The organism is Micromonospora sp. NBC_00821 (assembly GCF_036347035.1).
GTDB lineage: Bacteria > Actinomycetota > Actinomycetes > Mycobacteriales > Micromonosporaceae > Micromonospora > Micromonospora hortensis.
On record NZ_CP108880.1, the window covers coordinates 5,713,976 to 5,731,643 of the forward strand.

The 17,668-nt window shown below is 67.4% G+C and carries 17 protein-coding genes and 1 other RNA gene; 4 read left to right on the forward strand and 14 right to left on the reverse strand.

Features of this window, described 5'->3' with window-relative positions; genetic code table 11:
- Positions 1-51: 51 nt before the first annotated feature.
- Positions 52-306, reverse strand: a complete 255-nt coding sequence (locus tag OHB44_RS25925; RefSeq protein ID WP_330438503.1) for a hypothetical protein — start codon at positions 304-306, stop codon at positions 52-54.
- Positions 303-578 carry a hypothetical protein gene (locus OHB44_RS25930; protein WP_330438504.1) on the reverse strand — a complete coding sequence of 92 codons (276 nt, stop codon included), beginning with the start codon at positions 576-578 and terminating at the stop codon, positions 303-305. The genes OHB44_RS25925 and OHB44_RS25930 overlap by 4 nt, the downstream gene beginning before the upstream one ends.
- A 239-nt stretch (positions 579-817) precedes the next feature.
- On the opposite strand from OHB44_RS25930, the gene OHB44_RS25935 reads away from it, so the two are divergent.
- Positions 818-1,624 (forward strand): helix-turn-helix domain-containing protein, encoded by an 807-nt coding sequence (locus tag OHB44_RS25935; protein WP_330438505.1) that lies wholly within the window; start codon positions 818-820, stop codon positions 1,622-1,624.
- The gene (locus OHB44_RS25940) at positions 1,611-1,802 is read left to right on the forward strand and encodes a DUF397 domain-containing protein (protein ID WP_330438506.1); all 192 of its coding nucleotides are present in this window, start codon (positions 1,611-1,613) and stop codon (positions 1,800-1,802) included. The genes OHB44_RS25935 and OHB44_RS25940 overlap by 14 nt, the downstream gene beginning before the upstream one ends.
- A 303-nt stretch (positions 1,803-2,105) precedes the next feature.
- Here OHB44_RS25940 and OHB44_RS25945 read toward each other — a convergent pair whose 3' ends face one another.
- The 5 genes from OHB44_RS25945 to OHB44_RS25965 form a co-directional block, all read right to left on the reverse strand.
- The gene (locus tag OHB44_RS25945) at positions 2,106-3,806 is read right to left on the reverse strand and encodes an ATP-dependent nuclease (protein ID WP_330438507.1); all 1,701 of its coding nucleotides are present in this window, start codon (positions 3,804-3,806) and stop codon (positions 2,106-2,108) included.
- Positions 3,807-4,328: 522 nt separating this feature from the next.
- Entirely contained in the window at positions 4,329-5,747 is a 1,419-nt protein-coding gene (locus OHB44_RS25950) for a hypothetical protein (protein WP_330438508.1), read from the reverse strand.
- Between the two features lie 859 nt (positions 5,748-6,606).
- Positions 6,607-7,022, reverse strand: an RNA gene (gene rnpB / locus OHB44_RS25955) — RNase P RNA component class A.
- Between the two features lie 68 nt (positions 7,023-7,090).
- Complete coding sequence (locus OHB44_RS25960) at positions 7,091-8,563, reverse strand: hypothetical protein (RefSeq protein ID WP_238687252.1); 1,473 nt, start codon at positions 8,561-8,563, stop codon at positions 7,091-7,093.
- Positions 8,560-9,078 carry a SigE family RNA polymerase sigma factor gene (locus OHB44_RS25965; protein WP_330438509.1) on the reverse strand — a complete coding sequence of 173 codons (519 nt, stop codon included), beginning with the start codon at positions 9,076-9,078 and terminating at the stop codon, positions 8,560-8,562. Before OHB44_RS25965 ends, OHB44_RS25960 begins: the two co-directional genes overlap by 4 nt.
- Before the next feature lie 119 nt (positions 9,079-9,197).
- Here OHB44_RS25965 and OHB44_RS25970 point away from each other — a divergent pair, with 119 nt between their 5' ends.
- A complete protein-coding gene (locus tag OHB44_RS25970) occupies positions 9,198-9,959 on the forward strand; it encodes a sulfite exporter TauE/SafE family protein (RefSeq protein ID WP_238687250.1) in 762 nt (253 codons plus the stop codon).
- A 16-nt stretch (positions 9,960-9,975) separates the two neighbouring features.
- Here OHB44_RS25970 and OHB44_RS25975 read toward each other — a convergent pair whose 3' ends face one another.
- The gene (locus OHB44_RS25975; protein WP_330438510.1) at positions 9,976-11,199 is read right to left on the reverse strand and encodes an MFS transporter; all 1,224 of its coding nucleotides are present in this window, start codon (positions 11,197-11,199) and stop codon (positions 9,976-9,978) included.
- 54 nt (positions 11,200-11,253) lie between these two features.
- On the opposite strand from OHB44_RS25975, the gene OHB44_RS25980 reads away from it, so the two are divergent.
- On the forward strand, positions 11,254-11,715 hold the full coding sequence (locus tag OHB44_RS25980; protein ID WP_238687248.1) for a MarR family winged helix-turn-helix transcriptional regulator: 462 nt from the start codon (positions 11,254-11,256) through the stop codon (positions 11,713-11,715).
- 460 nt (positions 11,716-12,175) lie between these two features.
- On the opposite strand, the gene mctP is transcribed toward OHB44_RS25980, so the two are convergent.
- The 6 genes from mctP to OHB44_RS26010 form a co-directional block, all read right to left on the reverse strand.
- Complete coding sequence (gene mctP, locus OHB44_RS25985) at positions 12,176-13,825, reverse strand: monocarboxylate uptake permease MctP (RefSeq protein WP_330438511.1); 1,650 nt, start codon at positions 13,823-13,825, stop codon at positions 12,176-12,178.
- Positions 13,825-14,067, reverse strand: a complete 243-nt coding sequence (locus OHB44_RS25990) for a DUF3311 domain-containing protein (RefSeq protein ID WP_091409411.1) — start codon at positions 14,065-14,067, stop codon at positions 13,825-13,827. The genes mctP and OHB44_RS25990 overlap by 1 nt, the downstream gene beginning before the upstream one ends.
- 163 nt (positions 14,068-14,230) lie before the next feature.
- On the reverse strand, positions 14,231-15,400 hold the full coding sequence (locus OHB44_RS25995; RefSeq protein WP_330438512.1) for a bifunctional RNase H/acid phosphatase: 1,170 nt from the start codon (positions 15,398-15,400) through the stop codon (positions 14,231-14,233).
- 3 nt (positions 15,401-15,403) lie between these two features.
- Positions 15,404-16,141, reverse strand: coding sequence for a zinc ribbon domain-containing protein (locus OHB44_RS26000; protein ID WP_238687245.1), 738 nt, complete (start codon positions 16,139-16,141; stop codon positions 15,404-15,406).
- Positions 16,131-16,967 carry a Nif3-like dinuclear metal center hexameric protein gene (locus OHB44_RS26005; RefSeq protein ID WP_372488421.1) on the reverse strand — a complete coding sequence of 279 codons (837 nt, stop codon included), beginning with the start codon at positions 16,965-16,967 and terminating at the stop codon, positions 16,131-16,133. Before OHB44_RS26005 ends, OHB44_RS26000 begins: the two co-directional genes overlap by 11 nt.
- A gap of 118 nt (positions 16,968-17,085) precedes the next feature.
- Positions 17,086-17,658, reverse strand: a complete 573-nt coding sequence (locus OHB44_RS26010; RefSeq protein WP_238687243.1) for a flavoprotein — start codon at positions 17,656-17,658, stop codon at positions 17,086-17,088.
- Positions 17,659-17,668 lie beyond the last annotated feature (10 nt).

The following is a 17,668-nucleotide window of genomic DNA, read 5'->3' on the forward strand; positions in this document are numbered from 1 at the left end:
CGAACGCCGGCCGGGTGGGGGCAACAACCCACCCGGCCGGTGTCCTCTGGTTCAACGTCCGCGGGACCGACGGGCCCGCGACAACCAGCCGAGGAACCTGGCGTGCAGCGCGGCCAGGTCCGGACGCAGCCCCAGGCCGTACATGTCGTCGGTCGCCTCCTGCATCGACGCCGCCAGGTAGAACGCCAACGCGATCGAATGACCGTAGAACTCGGTCACGAGCGCGAGCTGGGCCGGACCACACGGCCAGGGCGCGGCGCAGTTGCGGCACAGCCACGCCGGGCGCATCGGCAGGTGCGGGATCATCCGACCCGCACCGGACGTCGCGGGCGTCTGGTCGGCAGGGCCTGCATCCGCACACCTGCGCGCCGCACGTACAACTCGCGGTGCGCGACCGCGTCGCCCGCCGCGTTCAGCTGGTAACCCTCAATCCAAACCCAACCGTGGTACGTGTGCCGCTCGGGCAACTCGCGGATGACGCGTACGAAGATCGGGCGCAGAAATTGCACGCTCGCCGCCGTGGTCAGGTGGATCACGTCGCCGGCCTTCAGGGGCTTTTCGGGTTTGTCGTCGGGCACGGTCTCCCCTTGGTGCCGTTGGGAAGGGGCCGCTCCGTGCGTGCTCGCCCGCCGGGAGCGGCCCCGCTGCGAACGCGACCACCGGATCTCGTGGGCCTGCCAGCCGCGCCGCCTGGTGACACTCTGCTGTGGAGACCACTACGCTCGGAAGGTGCTTCCGGCGTCCGGGGTGACCTGGCCCAACAGGGCCCCGACGTGTGGCACCTCGGGTAGTCGACCTTCGAGTTGAGGGGCGTTGAATGGCAGACGTACCAGGTCCGTTATCAGCGTTCATCGTTGGCGAGATCCGCCGAGCCCGAGGGGCTTCCGGCATGACGCAAGAGTCGTTCGGCCGCGCTGCGGGCTTCAGCGCTTCACACGTCAGCGCCGTGGAGAGCGGCACGAGAGCGCTGACAATCGACTTCATCAAGGGTGCCGACCGAGCGCTGAACAACGGCGGGCTCTTCGAGCGCCTGGCGACGAAGTTCGGCGCACCGTCGTGGTTCCTGCCCTGGCTGGACGCTGAGCGCGAAGCGACACAGCTCCGCTACTTCGAGCCCAACCTCATCCCCGGCCTGCTCCAGGTGGAGCACTACGCCCGCACCGTCCTGCGAACAGTCGAAAGCCTCACCGACGACGAGGTTGAGCAGCGGGTGCAGGCTCGCATGAGCCGGCAGGCGATCTTGACCGGCGAGCGCCGGCCACAGTTCGTCGCCGTGCTGGACGAAGCCGCGATACGGCGCACGGGCGATGGGCTGGGCGGCATCATGGCCCAGCAGGTGGCTCACCTGGTCGCGATGGCCGAGCTTCCGCACGTTCACGTCCACGTCATCCCGATCGGCAGCGGCCTGCACATCGGACTGTCCGGACCGTTCGCCCTGGCCCGGTCCAGCGAGGGCGTGTGGGTTGGCCACCTCGAAAACCAGCTTGGCGGGGACGTCATCGACAAGGACGATGAGGTGGCTACGCTTCAGGCAAGGTGGGAGAGCGTCCGAAACGAGGCTCTACCGCGCCGGCAGTCCATCGACCTGCTGAAGGAAGTTGAGAGCCATCATGGACCTCAGTAACGCCCGGTGGCGCAAGTCCACCCGTAGCGGCGCAAGCGGTGGGAACTGCGTTGAGGTGGCAAGCAACCTGCCCGGTGTTGTGGCCGTGCGCGACTCGAAGGACGCCACCGGACCGGCACTGAACTTCGCCCCTGCTGCTTGGGCCGCCTTCGTCGCCCAGGCCGTCGAGCGGCGGTAACTGACGCGACGCGCGCGCTTTCCAAACGGCCAGGCCGCGCGACCAAGAACTCGCGCAGCGTAGGTAACCGCATGTCCGCGGCGTCGGGAAAGCTGGATGATGAGCGCGGGATTGCGGTTATGAAGGCTGATCGGAGGCCGGCTCCGGCTAGGACGAAGATTATATCGCCAGGAACCGGGGAGCTGGGCCGTGTGCTTGCGGTCGCCATCCTGCCGGCAGCCGGCCTGGGTCGGGCGAGCGCCTCGACCGCGGACTGTGTTAACAGGCTCACTGCTTTGCGGCAGCAGTGAGGTCGGTTACGACCTATAGCGTTTTGTTGAGATAGCCTGCCACGGACGACAAGAAATCGATCAGCGATCGGGGCGACCGATGGTAATGGTTGTCTTCAAGAACCTGTGTTAGCCAATTTTGTTTGTTCGCGTTCAACGGGATCCAGCGCTCGAGCTCGCCCACCGGGACGACGAAGATTCCGATCGATTGTAGCTGAGCAAAGAGCCGGGGCGCTGATTCCGCCGCTGCCTCAGGAAGAATGCCCACTCCCCCCTTCTTCAAAAGATGCCAGGCCGATTTCGGCGCCAGAGCATCTTTGATTGCTTCTGTGATTTTGTCGGGCACCCCCTCCTTTCCGGGCAACCCCTTAAATAGCTCAGCAATTTTGCTCCGAGTAGCCTCAGCCGTCGGTACGGTAAGACCCATGCTCTCCACCGCAAGCTTGACCACCTCGAAGTCCTCTTCGAAATCAGCCCAGTCACCACCGGCGTCTGCGATGATCGACTTAAACAGTTGTTGACTATTTAGCAGGTCGATATCAACTATCGCCGCACACTCGACGTGAAACTCTCGAAGTTGGCGAATCCCCTTACCAAGACGAGCTTTGCCGTTTACATGAGTAAAGAGGAGATCCCTTGCTTCGGGCAAATTCGACAGATGCTCGTCCATTACCGCTTGATAAAACCGACAATCGCTGTCCCCTTCACAAAGCACGACCCCAGCGTGGAAAAGGCCATCCAGCAAGTCCGAGTAACGCATTAACGGGTCGGACCAGGTCTCCCGAATGCGTTCTGGGGCCACGGCGCGTGGCGTGAAAACAGAGCCCTTATTACTCATTCGCAGGATCTGCACGGGCCGATCACGAGAGTCAAGAATTCCCTGCAAGAAGTCTTCGCTGTGAGTAGCAACAATAAGCTGGGAAGAAGTCGGCAATTCGTCCAGCAGCAACTTCCCTAGCCGGCGAGCTTGTGGAGGATGCAGGAATGCTTCAGGCTCATCGACGATTACGACTGGGCGCGGCGACAGCATCGTTTGCAGCAGAAGGCCTACGAATGAGCGGATACCGTCTCCCTGCGAACCGACTGGCTGCAATGCCGCGTAATGCTCTAGGACCTCGATCGGAGGAGGCGGGGGCGGCAAACCTGCAGGATCTTCGCCGATTAGTATCTTGAGCGCCGTGCCATACCGATTGATGCATACCTTAAATCCAAAGGTTTCTTGAGTCCAGCCCGACAGGCGATGCAACTTTTCAGGGTTAGCATAAAGTGCTTGGATGGGATCCCCGGGTATATCTGTAAGCATATCATAAAGTGAGCTTTCGGATATTAGCGCCAGACGACTGTCAGCAAACTGTGTGGCGACGAGGAAGTTTGCGAGTTCATGCAGACGCGGCCGCTCCTGAAAAGTCTCTACCAGGTGACGCGGCACCTCCCCAAACGAATTCTTGAACCAGGTGTCGTAATATTCATTGGGCCTGCGCCTCTCTTCCGATATGTTCTGGCGAAACCAATTAAGCGCATCTTCTGCATCCCCCTCCTTGATTATGTCAATATCATCTAGGAGTGCGCGATCATCGGCCGCCGGCTCATTCACCAGGCGGTTAGCAATACTCCGCAGCAGGAGAGACTTTCCGCTATTGTTTGCGCCGACGACGACGAGCGCACCACCGAGAGGGACAACCACTGAACTGCCATCCGTAAAGCGCACTTCTCGTACTTGCACGTTAAATGACATACTGCCACCAAAGAGATGAGTTGCGGTCGAGGTAGGCAAGCAAGGTACCGCATGCAGGTGTGAGTCCGATACCCCGCCAACGTTCTAAGCCAGCCACGCTAAGCGCCCGTCACCTAGCTCGGAGGACAGAAGCCCAAGCCGCTTGGCAACGGCTTTTCAATTGCCCCGTTGCCAGGAGTTATGACTATCGAGGGCATCTCGGATAAATCGGCTTAGCTGCATTCCACTTCGTGCGGAAGTAAAAGCTGACCGGCCGAAACGCCCAATGCTGAATCTGGTCATTACACACCTGCCTGTCCTGCAATTCATCGGCCGACAGTGAGGACCTCCAAGCGGTCTGAGTGAGCGGCGTCCGAGCAGGAAGATCCTTCGGGTGGCCACCCACAAAGCAACGCTGGGCTGCTGGCCCACTCATCGGTGGCTCGTGGCTCCTACGGGACGAGGGGTCATCTCCGCCTGCGGGGCGCGCCCCTGCGGCCATTGGCATCCGCAGGAGCACGGGGCGGCGGGAGATTAGCGGTGCTACGCCAGCAGCCCAATTGCTTTCCCGTAGTTGCTTAACTTTTGCAGAACATAGTTTGCAATTTCGGCCCGGCTTGTCGCCTTCCGCCACATCATTTCAAGACGGACTGGGCCGTGTTCAGCGAGACAATAGACGTCGCTCTGGTATCGCAAACTTGTTCCTAGTGTCTTCTCGGTTTGATATGTCGAGACTAGATCACAACTCAAGAGGCCCCGCCCGATCGAATCATTTAGCAACCCGTCACTCGTCTGGGCAATCTCTGCAAGCTTGAGGAACGCATCCATTGTATTTCCGCGCGGCTTGATGCCTCGCCTACGAGTCCCCAGAGAAGCGCCGGATATCAGTACGCCAAGTTGGCTTGATTCGAGCCGTTCTCTGGCGTTACGATCAGCGCTGGTCGACATGCCTTTTTCATCCATCATGGCGTGTAGCTTCTGCGACCCGTAGGTGCGGGCCGCAGCCAAAGCCGTGAATAGATCCATGTGGACAATTCTTGCGTCGAGTACTGTAGCAAGGACGCCGAGGGCGTCTGGCTGCTTCTTCAGTTCCGCAACCACGTTGGCTCCCGTGGAAGTAAGGAGCCGGTCTGTGTCGACGTAAGACTGCCCACCTCTAGTCAGCGCGGCGACGTCACCTTCGGTGTCGGTCCCCGCGATTACAACGGTCCATACTTTGTATGATTCGACGACCATTAGGCTTTTCACACGAGCCCCCGCACGACGAGCTGAGTCGCGAATCAGGGAGAGATATTTTCCGATTGTATCCGCTGACTTAAGCAGTGACCTCGCATGGTCCTCCGAGATCCCGATGGCCGCTAATGAAGCTCCCTCGTTTAGGGCGGCGACGGTACGTTCTGCGATTTTGACGAAGTCGTCTCGAGCTGGGCCGCGAAATCGGTTGATCGGCGCTGCCGGGCCAAGCAACGCCTCTCCGCCGAGCGTCTGAGCAAGTTCTGCGAGCAAGTTCGCAAGGGCCTCGGTGTTCACGGGCCATACAACTAACGCATCCTGGCCCTCCTCGGAACGAACGAACATGTTAACTGCGTGCATCGCTGCTTCGAGTGCAGAACTAGAAACGATCCCTAGCGCCTCACGATTCTCTAGGACAATGACGCGGGGTGCGGAGCTGGCCGGCAGCTCATTTAATGCTTGTTCTAGATCGGAGGTGCGGGGAATTCGAACGGTCTCCACGTTCTCACGGAACAGGCGAATGGTATCGAGAAAGGTTGATTTCCCTGCACCGGAGGAGCCGTGCAGAACCATAAAGGATCCTCGTTGCGCTGCACGCATGTCCGCGAACCTCTCATCAATCTGATGGAGGCTTTCTTCGACCGGAACGATGATTGTTTGCAAGGTTCCTCGGTTTTCGCCGCGTAGGCGCTCGAAGCGATCCGGTAGCCGAAGAGCAGAGAGGTCCATGGGTGCCAGTATTGCAGGTCGTGCCGTGGATCGTCGGGAGCATAAAGGCGTAATACCTGATCATAGTGGGCGTTTCGGTCGGGCGGGAGCGGCCGTGGGGGTTAACACGGGTGGCGCAACGGCGATTTCCCTCCGCTAGAGGTGCCAGCTTCGATCATGGCGGGCCGCGCGCACGGCCTTGCTGAGGCGGGAGAGTCGGTGGAGTCGCAGCAGGAGCTCCATCACAGATGCGACGTGCCCTTCATGAGACGGCCACTCCAGTCGGAGGCCGACGTACCGCACAGAGCGTGTAAGCGAGTAGCCAGATGGATTCGGAAGATCCGGAACACGGACAGCCGCCCGAGATCTCGGGCGCGAGCGAACCTCGCCGGATGAACCGCTCAGGTAAACGAGCCGCCGGTCACGGCCTTCCGCTCGCGGATCGGTCGCGGATCGGTCTCTGCTGCCCAATTTCCCCTTTTTGGATCAAGGCACCGCCCCACCAATCCGAGGGACCAGTTCCAGTGAGTCCCTGACGGAAGCCGACGGGGAGGCCTGGGCGCGGAGGGCTTCTGGCTGCCACGCGAGTCCAACCCCGGGACTGGCTTGCCACCGCGTCTCCGAGTCGCGCCAGGAGCAACACCGCCAAGACATGCGAAGCATCCTCGACAGCGGGTGGCGCAGCGCAAAAGCCGCGCCACGCCACCGAACGGCCGGCAGGATGAGGCGATTGCGCCGCGTCGAACTGGAGGGCTGCTGACCGAAGACTCAGGCCGTGGCCAGGCCGTCAAAGGTCACCCAACGACGACAAAGGTGAATCAACGCCACCAGATGAACGAACAGCTCAGAGCCATGATCACGGCTCTGAGCTGGTGGGCGACGGACGAGTCGACCTGTACGCCGGATTCTGTGCGCGGCGCGTACCCCGAGGGGTTTGCGCCGGCGGCGGCCATCCATCTCGGCCTGCCGTTGCCGGCAGGCTCTAGCGGCCTACCCGCAGACATCGGGCGGGCAGCCCTCAAGCGTCTGCGCCGGGTCGTCATCTTGCGGTGACGGCCCTTGCTTGGCCTTGCTCCGGGTGGGGTTTACCGAGCCACCCCGGTCACCCGGGGTGCTGGTGGGCTCTTACCCCACCGTTTCACCCTTACCGTCCCCGTTGGGGTCGGCGGTCTGTTTTCTGTGGCACTGTCCCGCGGGTCGCCCCGGGTTGCCGTTAACAACCACCCTGCCCTGTGGAGTCCGGACGTTCCTCGGCGGCGGGCCGAAGCCCGCCGACGCGGCCGCCCGGTCGACTCGTCCGTCGCGCTCTCATCCTAACGAGCCCGGGCCTACCTCCATTTCCGCCCCGGCTGCGGCGTGCCCCGTTACCAGTCCGACACCAGCAGCTCCCCGAAGATCCGCTCACCGCCGGCAGGTTCGCTTAATTGCGTGGAGGTGAGCAGGCCACCGGTGCCGTCGAGCACCCGCAGGGTGACGGTGCTTCCGACCGGCAGGGTCAGCAGCGCGGCGCCGCCGCGTACCGGGGCGCCCGCACGCACCTGGCCGCCCGCGACCGCCTCGACCCGGGCGGCCTTTCCCACCGGCACGACCAGCAGGCGGTCGGTCGGCACGGTGCGGCTCCCGGAGCGGGCGGTCACCCGCACCGCCGCCAGGTCGTCGGTAGAAGCAATTCCGGTGGCGACCAGTTCGGCCTGCTGTCCGCCGGTCGTCGGCGTCTCCGTGTCATCGTGGGCCTCCTCCCGGTCGACGGCCGTCAGCGGCAGGGAGAGTCTTTCGCCCACTCCGATCTGCAACAGCAGCGGTCCGGCGCCCGGCCGGCCGACGAGCACCGATTCGGTCTCGTCGTCGGGGTCGAGCCGCCCGGCCCACCTGATCACCGGCTGGGGCGCAGTGAGATCGCTGATCTGGGTCAACGTCCGGTACGCCCGGCCGGCGTCCCGGGGCACCCGCCAATCCGCGATCGTCGGGGCCGGTGATGGTCGGGCGTCCGGCGGCAGGTCGGGGTCGGCAGGAGTCTCGCCGGTCGCTGCGAGCAAGGGGGCGATCGGCCGCTGCTCGCGTACCTGTCCGTCGCATCGGACCCGCCACCAGCCGGGCTGCGCACCGGTTCGGGTGGACCGCTGGTCGAGCAACAGCCAGTCGCCGTCGGAGGACGGCTCCCAGTTTCGGCGCACCTCGCCCCCGGAGACCGACGCGGAGCGGCTGTACGACACGTCGCAACCGGTCGGTCCGAGACCTAGCACCCACTGCTCCTGGTCGCCGGGCAGGCCCGACCTGCCGGTGAGCACGGTGAACGGGTTGATGCGGTCATTGGCCTCGCCATCGGCGGCCAGCAGACTGCGCGGTGACGCCCCGACGGGGGCCTGCCGGGTCACCAGCGCCGCGTGGGTGTCGGAATGGAAGGCGAGCACCACCCGCCGGTAGCCGGCGGAGTCGTCCGCGTAGAGCAGCTTCACGTCGGGCAGGTCCGCAGAGACATGGAGGCTGTCCCGCTCACGGTCGAAGAGGCGGGTCACCTGGGCGGCGAAATCCCGGTCGTCCGCGAGGCTCCCCCGGGTCGGTGAGTTGATCAGTCGCCAGGTCCACGGTGAGTCGACCGGGGAGCCGTGCAGGACGAGCGACGGGTCGTGAGGTCCGTCGGAGTGCCCGCCGACGCCGAGCACCGTCGGGCCGACCAGCGCCGTCGCCAGGAGCGCGGCCACCGCACCGCCACGGCCAACGACGCGGTGCCACCGGCGCCGTCGGGCCTGCCGCACCAATCGGGTGTACGGGTCGGCGTCGGGTACCACCGTCTCGGCGATCGCCGCCAGCCGTACGCGCAGCTCGTCGACGCTCATGCCCGCTCCCCCACCAGCTTGTTCGACACCGTTGCGGAGCCGTGGCCCGGGCTGCTGAGCACGTTCCGCAGCCGGGCCAGCCCTCGCGCGGACTGACTCTTCACCGTCCCCACCGAACAGCCCATCGCCTCGGCCACCGTCGCCTCCGACAGGTCCTCCCAGTACCGCAGCACAAGCACGGTGCGCATCCGGATCGGCAGCCGGTCCAGTGCGGCGAGCAGTTCGTCACGGACGACGACCGCCTCGGTGGCATCCGCGGCCGCTCGGTCCGGGATGACCGAGATCAGCAGTTCGCGCAGTCCGAGCCGCCGCCACCGGCTGTTGCGTTCGTTGACCATCGCCCGGCGGACGTACGCCATCGGCTCGTCGACGCGACGCCAGTGCCGCATCACCTTCAGCAGCGCCTCGTGCACGAGATCCTGCGCCGCGTCCCTGCTGCCGGTGAGCAGGTACGCGGTGCGCAGCAGGTCGGGATAGCGAAGCTCGACGAACTCGCGGAAGTCCGCGTCATCCACCAGCCGACCCCCCGTCGTGACCAGGCACGTGTCATTCCTCTCGTCGTCCGTCACCCGCAATGACGCGACGGCGTCCCGAAAGGTTGAGCGCACGGGCGGCGTACTAGCCTCGGGTCGTCATGGATCTCTCCCACGCCGCGCTGCTGCTCGCCGCCGGTCTCGCCGCTGGCACTGTCAACGCGGTGGCCGGTGGCGGTTCGCTGATCACCTTTCCGGCGATGATCGCGATCGGGTTGCCCCCCGTGCCGGCGAACGTCAGCAACTCCGTCGCCGTCTTCCCCGGGTATCTGGCCAGCGTGGCGGGCAGCCGACAGGACCTGCCGCGCCCCCGCGCGCTGGCCACGCTGGTGCCCACCACCATCGTCGGCACGATTCTCGGGGCGTTACTGCTGCTGGCCACTCCGGCCCGCGCGTTCGAGTTGGTCGTACCCTTTCTGGTCCTCGGCGCGACAGCGGTCCTGGCCTTCCAGGACCCGCTGCGCCGCCTGGTCGGTCACCCCCGGGACCTGTCGCCGCGTCGGCGGACGGTCGCGGTGCAGACGATGGTCGCGCTCGGCGCGGTGTACGGCGGTTACTTCGGCGCGGCGCTCGGGGTGATGCTGGTGGCCGGGCTGGCCCTGGTGCTGGACGCGACCCTTGCCCGGGTGAGCGCGATCAAGAACCTGCTCTCCGCGGTGGTGGGGTTGACGACGCTCGTGGTGTTCGCCCTGTTCGGCCCCTTGAACTGGGCGGCCGTCGCGGTGGTCGCGCCCGCCACCCTCGTTGGGGGGTACGCGGGCGCCAGGCTCGTCCGCCGGCTGCCGGCGGTGGTGCTCAAGACGGTGATCGTGGTGTTCGGTACGACGATCGGCCTCTACCTGCTCTGGCGCGCCCTGAACTGACCCCGCCTGCCGCCGCTCAGTAGGTCTCGCCGACGGGCTCGTGTTCCGTGTCGGCGGCGGCGCGGTTCCAGCGGGACCAGAGGACCCGTTCGCCGTAGTCGGCGGCCATCACGTGGGCGAAGGCCAGGTAGACGAGCACGCCGACGGCGAGCACTCCGAAGCCGACCCAGAACGGCAGCGACAGCGACTGCTCGGCGAGCTTGCCGGAGATGATCGGTGCCGGCGCGGCGGCGCCCCAGCGGACCAGGTTGAACGCGCCGGTGGCGACGCGCCGGTCGTTGGACCCGAGGCCGAGCGCCAAGTCGGTGAGGTTGGCGTTGGCCAGCCCCATGCAGAGTCCGGCGAGGACCAGCACCACGAGCGCCTCGGCGGTGCTGGTGGAGGTGGCGAAGAGGACCATGCAGACCAGCAGCCCGACGATGGCCACGCCGACGGTCTGTACCGCGCCGATGCGGTGGGCCAGCCGGTGGCCGATCACCATGATGCCGGCGGCCAGGCCGAGCCCCCAGCCGGTGAAGGCGAGCCCCAGCGGGATGACGTCCAGGCCGAGGAAGAGCGGCGTGTAGCCGAGCACCACGAAGAACACGAAGTTGTACGCGGCGGTGACCACGCAGAGGGCGATGAACGCCGGCCGGCGGTAGGTGGCGAAGATCTGGCCGACGCGTACCGGGGCCTGCCGGTTGGTGGGCTCGCGGAGTTTGCGGGAGGCCACGCCGAGGGCGAGGACCATGAAGACGCCGCAGACGAAGAACGGCAGCCGCCAGCTGACCTCGCCGAGCAGGCCACCGATCAGCGGTCCGACGGCGAAGCCGAGGCCGAGGGCGGTCTCGAAGAGGCCCACCACCCATTCTCGGTCGACGGCCAGGTTGACCAGCACCACCATGGCGGTGGCGAAGAACATCGCGTTGCCCAGCCCCCAGACGCCGCGCAGCACTGACAGCTGCACGATGGTGTCGCTGAACGAGGCGAGGATCGCGGCGAGGCCGACCACTGAGACGCCGGTGATGAGCACCGGCTTGAAGCCGAACCGGCCGCTGGCCAGCGTCGCCGGGATCATCCCAAGGGCCATGACCGCGATGTACGCGGTAAACAGCAGCTCGACCTGCCAGGCGGTGACGCCGATCGCCTCGCCGATGGCCGGCAGGATCGGGTCGACGACGGCGATGCCGGCGATGGCGAGGAAGGCCACCAGCGTGGTGGCGTAGATGGCACTGCGGTTCGGTTCGGAACGCCGATCCACTCCGACTCCTCAGATAGCTGTATCGTACAGGTACTTATTCTGTATCATACAGCTATGAGCGACGACCATGACGAGAGCACCCTCGGGCGGATCGAGACCGAGGTGGCCCTGCTGATGCGCTTCGGCGAGGCCACCCGGCGGGCCACCGGCACCGCCGAGCACCGGGTGCTGGACCGCGCGGCGTACGTCATCCTGCGCCACCTGGCCGACGCCGGCCCGCAGAACGTCTCCGCGCTCGCCGCCCGACTCAACCTGGACGGCTCGACAGTCACCCGACAGGTGTCAGCGCTTCAGCGCGATGGCCTCATCACCCGCACCCCGGACCCGTCCGACGGCCGCGGCACCGTCATCTCCCCCACCCCGGCCGGTCTGCAACGGATGGCCGCCGTCCAGGCCGCCCGCACCCGGCTCTACGGCGACATGCTGGCCGACTGGACCACCGAGGACCGCGCCACCCTGGCCGCCCTACTGGGCCGCCTCAACCAGGCCCTGATAAACCGCAACCGCCCCCGCTAACCCAGCCAGTGGCGTGGCTCCCGTCGCCGAATGCGCATCCGCCGGCCACCACCACGCTGCGCGGCGAACCAGGTCGCGACAGCCCCCTCCACCGCCAAGATCGCGCAAGATCCTTGTTGTAGTGGCATCCCGCGCGGTCCGACACCACTACAACGATGATCGAGCATGATCTTGGCGGCGAAGCCGGCAAAACCGCCCGGCCCGCCGGAGCCGCCAGCCCACCAGGCCCCGCCACGGCCATCAAGCCCCGCCACAGCCCACCAGGACCCGCCACGGCCACCAGGCCCCGCCACGGCCATCGGCGAGGCCAGGCGGCGCCTGAATCGTCTACGACATCAGCTCGACAGCCGATCCCGCGCAACCTGAGCAAGCGGCTGCCGGCGGAGACACCACACGGCCGCCACGGCGGAACAGGTACGCCCGGGCACCGACCGACGTCGGCGCCCGGGCGTACCTCAGGTCACGCGACCGGCTCGCGGGCCGAGTCGGCGTCGCGGTCGGTGCCCGGGGTGACCCGTGGGTCGCCCTCGTCGGCGAAGTAGTCGTCCGGCTCGGTGCCGTCGACTCCTTCCTCGACCTTCGCGGCCCGCAGCGCGAGCGTCACCAGCGCCGCCACGGCCAGGTTGACCGCCACCGCCACGATGCCGACGTAGATCGTCCGGGTGGTGTCGAACCCGAACTCCGACAGCGGGAACGCCGAGCCGCCGAAGTGCTTCCGGGTCGGGCTGGCCACCTGGTAGAGCATCCACATGCCCAACCCCATGCCGGCCACCCAGCCGACGATCAGGCCGGTGCGGTGGAACCACCGGGTGTAGAGGCCCAGCGCCACCGCCGGCAGCGTCTGCAGGATGATCACGCCACCGATCAGCTGGAGGTCGATGGAGAACTGCGGGTCGAGGAAGACGATGCAGGCCACCGCGCCGACCTTCACCACCAGTGAGGTGATCTTCGAGACGTTCGCCTCCTGGGCCGGGGAGGCGTCGCGCTTCAGGTACTCCTTGTAGATGTTGCGGGTGAACAGGTTCGCCGCCGCGATCGACATGATCGCCGCGGGCACCAGCGCGCCGATGCCGATCGCCGCGTACGCGACACCGGCGAACCAGTCCGGGAACTGCTGGTCGAACAGCAGCGGGACGATGGTGTTGTTGTCCACCGAGCCGGCCGAGTTGCCGGGCAGCGGCTTCACGCCGGCCGCGATGGCCATGTAGCCGAGCAGCGCGATCAACCCGAGCAGCAGGCTGTACGCGGGCAGCGCCGACATGTTCCGCTTGATCACGTCGCGGTTCCTGCTGGCCAGCACGCCGGTGATGCTGTGCGGGTAGAGGAAGAGCGCCAACGCCGAGCCGAGCGCCAGTGTCACGTACTGGAGCTGGTTGTTGCCGTTGAGCAGGATGCCGTCGTTCGGGTTGGGTGAGGCGTCGAACTTCGCGTCCGCGGCGGCGAAGATGTCACCCCAGCCGCCCAGCTTGTACGGCAGGTAGATGACCGCCACCAGGATCACGATGTAGATCAGGCTGTCCTTGACGAACGCGATCAGCGCTGGCGCGCGCAGCCCCGACTGGTACGTGTAGGCGGCCAGGATGGCGAACGCGATGATGATCGGCAGGTGCCGGGCCAGCGCGTTGTCGCCGGTGACGCCCATCGTCTTGAGCACCGCCTCGATGCCGATCAGCTGCAACGCGATGTACGGCATGGTGGCGACGATGCCGGTGATGGCGATCAGCAGCGCCAGCACCGGCGAGTCGAACCGGTTGCGGACGAAGTCGGCAGGCGTGACGAACCCGTGCCGGTGCGACACCGACCAGAGCCGCACCAGCACCAGGAAGACCAGCGGGTAGATGACGATGGTGTACGGCACGGCGAAGAACCCGGCCGCGCCGGCACCGAACATCAACGCCGGCACCGCCACGAAGGTGTACGCGGTGTAGAGGTCACCGCCGACCAGGAACCAGGTGATCCAGCCGCCGAAGCTGCGCCCGCCCAGCCCCCACTCGTCCAGGTGCGCCATGTCCTTCGGTGCCCGCCAGCGGGCGGCCACGAAGCCCATCACGCTGACCAGGAGGAACAGCAGGGAGAAGACGATGATCTCGGTGAGATGGTCGCGCCACATCAGCGGCCTCCCCGCTTCTTCGTCATCTGGTAGACCAACGTGGTGGTGCCGACGCCGAGCAGGATGAAGGCCAGTTGCAGCCAGTAGAAGCGCGGGAAGCCGAAGACCCGGGGCGAGTCGCCATTGAAGAACGCCGGGATCAGCGGCACCACGATGGGGATGAAGAGCAACCAGTTCCAGGGGCTGTGGTCCTTCGCCCTGGTCGGCGCCGTGGGCGGCGCCTCCGGTTCGGGTGCAGCCATCTGACACACCTCCGGGGAGTCGTGGCTCTCGATGTAACGGCCGGAGGCTACGACTCTGTGATGGCGGTCACCTGACCCGTTCGAAGGGTGCTGCGCCGAACGGCCGGCCGGCTGCGCCGAACGGCGCGGCCGACCGGCCGTTACCAACGAAGGGTGTGGCGGCTCAGTCGAGGGTGGCGAGGTGGGCGGTGTCGTTGACAGTGCGCACTGCCACGCCGCCGTCGGGCCACATGTCGAGCACCGAGATGCCGGCCGCGTCCAGGAAGAGCCGGTGCAGGAAACCGTCGCCGGCCGCGAGGGCGTCGCGCAGCATCAGCTTGATCGGCGAGACGTGCGAGACGACCACCACTGTCTCACCGGGGTACGCGGTGAGCAGCCCCGAGATGACCCGGTGCGCGCGTTCGGCGACCTGGGTGAACGACTCCCCGTCCGGCGGCGCGATCCGGGGTGACGCGAGCCAGGCGTCCATCTCCCCCGGCCACTGCTGGCGCACCTCGGCGAAGGTGCGCCCCTCCCACTGGCCGAAGTCGCACTCGATCAGGTCGTCCTCGGTGCGGACCGGCACGTCCCCGCCGAGCGCTTCGGCGATCGACGCCGCGGTGGCCGTACACCGGGACAACGGTGAGCTGAGCACGGCCGCGACGGACGGGGCCAACTCGGCGACCCGAGTGCCGGTGGCGCGGGCCTGGGCCCGGCCACGCTCGGAGAGCGGCACGTCGCCGCGCCCGGAGTAGCGCCGCTGCTCGGTGTAGGCGGTCTCGCCGTGCCGGACCAGGATGAGCCGGGTGGCGGTGAAGGTCGGCCGTGGCTCCCAGGAGGCCGGCGCGGTCGCCGGGTCGCTGCCGATGATCGGGGTCGAGGGCTGGCCGGGGGCCGCAGTCGTCGCGGGACGGGCGGGGGCCGCGGTCGCCGGGGGACGACCCGCTGCGGCGTCCATGGCGGCGTTGGCGAGGGCGTCGGCGTGCCGGTTCTGCTCGCGCGGAATCCAGCTGAACCGGACCGCTGCGAACCGGCCCACCAGCGCGGCGGCCTGGGCGGCGAGAGGCCGCAGGCCGGGGTGCTTGATCTGCCACCGGCCGCACATCTGCTCGACCACCAGCTTGGAGTCCATCCGGACGTCCACCTCGGCGGCGCCCAACTCGGCGGCGGCGGTCAACCCGGCGATCAGGCCCTGGTACTCGGCGACGTTGTTGGTGGCGGTGCCGAGCGACTCGGAGCGCTCGGCGAGCACCTCGCCGGTCTCCGGGTCGCGGACCACAGCGCCGTAACCGGCGGGGCCGGGATTGCCCCGGGACCCACCGTCGGCCTCCATGGAGACCACGCGCGGCGCCACGACCTACAGGCCCGACTCGTTGGTGCGGACCATGATCCGTCGGCAGTCCTCGCAGCGGACCACGTCGTCGGGGGCGGCCTTGCGGATCCGGGCCAGGTCGGCGCCGGACAGGTCCAGGCGGCACCCGCCGCAGCGGCCCCCGGTGAGCAGCGCGGCGCCCAACCCGGTGTCCTCGCGGATCTTGTCGTACAGGTTGACCAGGTCGCTGGGGAGGTCGGCGGCGAGCGGCTGACGGGCGCCCCGCTTGAACTCCTCCTCCTTGGCGATCTCGGCCAGCGCCTCGTCGCGGCGCTGCTCGGTAGCGGCCCGCTTGTCCCGGGTCTCGGCCAGCCGCTGCTCCACGCCGTCCAGGACGCCCTGCGCGGTCTCCCGCTGCTCCATCAGCTCCAGCTCGGCGTCCTCCAGGTCGCCCTGGCGGCGCTTGAGCGAGACCAGCTCGTGCTGGAGCGCCTCCAGCTCGCGGGCCGGGCCGGTGCCGGCGGCAAGCCGGTTCTCGTCCTTCTCCTTGCGGGCCCGGACCTGCTCGACGTCCTTCTCCAAGCGGGCGATGTCCCGGTCCAGGTCGTCCACGGCCACCTGGGCGCGAACCCGCTCGTCCTCCATCGACGACAGCTCCCGAGCCAGCGACTCCAGCTCGGCCCGCTCGGCAAGCGTTCGCCTGCGGTGGGCGAGCTGGGCGAGGTTGGTGTCGATCGCCTGGAGGTCGAGCAGGCGGCGCTGCACCTTGGGGTCAGCCTTCACGGTCGGGCTCCTTGTCGTCCACAGCGGGTGCGGCGGCGTGCACGGTCCACGGGTCGGTGTCCAGGTCGGACACCAGCGTCTCGACGTCCAGCGCCTCCCGGAGGAAGGCGGCCAGGTCGTCCAGCCACGGTCGTTCGGTCGCCCAGTGGGCGGCGTCGATCAGGGCGGGACCATCGGCGGCGAGGTGCTCGCCGGCCGGGTGGTGCCGCAGGTCGGCGGTGAGGAACGCGTCCACCCCGGCGGCGGTCGCGGCGCCGAGGAAGCTGTCCCCCGACCCGCCGCTGACGGCGAGGGTACGAACCATACGCCCGGGATCCCCCGCCGCGCGAACTCCCCAGGACGTGACGGGGAGCACCGCTGCCGCGTGCCGGGTCAGCTCGGCGAGGGTCATCGGCTCGGGCAGTTCGCCGATCCGGCCGAAACCCCTGTCGTCGCCGTGGGCGGGCGAGCCGGGCGCGGGTCGTTGAAGTGGGCGCAGACCGGTGAGCCCGAAGCGGGCGGCGAGGGCGTCGGAGACGCCCGGGGAGGCCACGTCGGCGTTGGTGTGCGCCGCGTAGAGCGCCACCCCGGCCCGGATCAACCGGTGGATGATCCGCCCCTTGAAGGTGGTCGCGGCGACCGACGACACCCCGCGCAGCAGCAGCGGGTGATGCGCGACGATCATGTCCGCGTCGGCGGCGAGGGCTTCGTCGACAGTCTCGGGCACCACGTCGACCACGCAGAGCACCCGGCGGACCGGGGTTGCCGGCTCACCGAGCACCAGGCCCACCCGATCCCACTCCTCCGCCCAGACCGGCGGAAAGCGCCGTTCCAGCGCGGCCACCACGTCGCTGACTGTGGGGGCGGATCCGCTTGTGCTCACGGCGGGCCAGCTTACCGGCGTCGGGGCCGCCGGGCGGTGACACCTGGCCCGGCCGCGTCGTGTGGAAGATCTGCCGGATGCGCTAGGCGGCGCTCCAGGAAACGGTCTGCAACGCGGCCAGCGGCATCGCCCAGGGGAAGGCGTGCAGGTGCTGTTCCCCCGTTCCGGGCGGATGCAGAGCGATCACATCGTCGCCGAACAGCACTGTGACACCCCACTCGGCCAACCGGGCCACCCCGGCACGAAACGCCGGGTGGCAGGCCATCGCCGCGTTGGTGTACGGCACCGCCACGATGGGGACGCCCTTGCCCTGCGCCTCGACCAACAGCCCGAGCGCCAGCGTGTCGGTGATCCCGGCCGCCCACTTGTTGACGGTGTTGACGGTGGCCGGGCAGACGATCATGGCGTCGGCGGGTGGCAGCACGTCCGGGTCACCGGGGTTCTTGTAGTGCGTCCGCACCGGGTGGCCGGTCTGCCGAATCAGGGCCGACTGGTCGACGAACTTCGCGCCGTCCGGCGTGGTGACCACGCAGACGTCCCAACCGTCCTGTTGGGCGAGGTCGACCAGACGGCCGACGTGCCGGGCCAGCGGCGAACCGCAGGCGATGACGTAGAGCACCTCGCGGTGCCCGTTGTTGTGCGCTGCGCCGGCCATCAGACCGGCT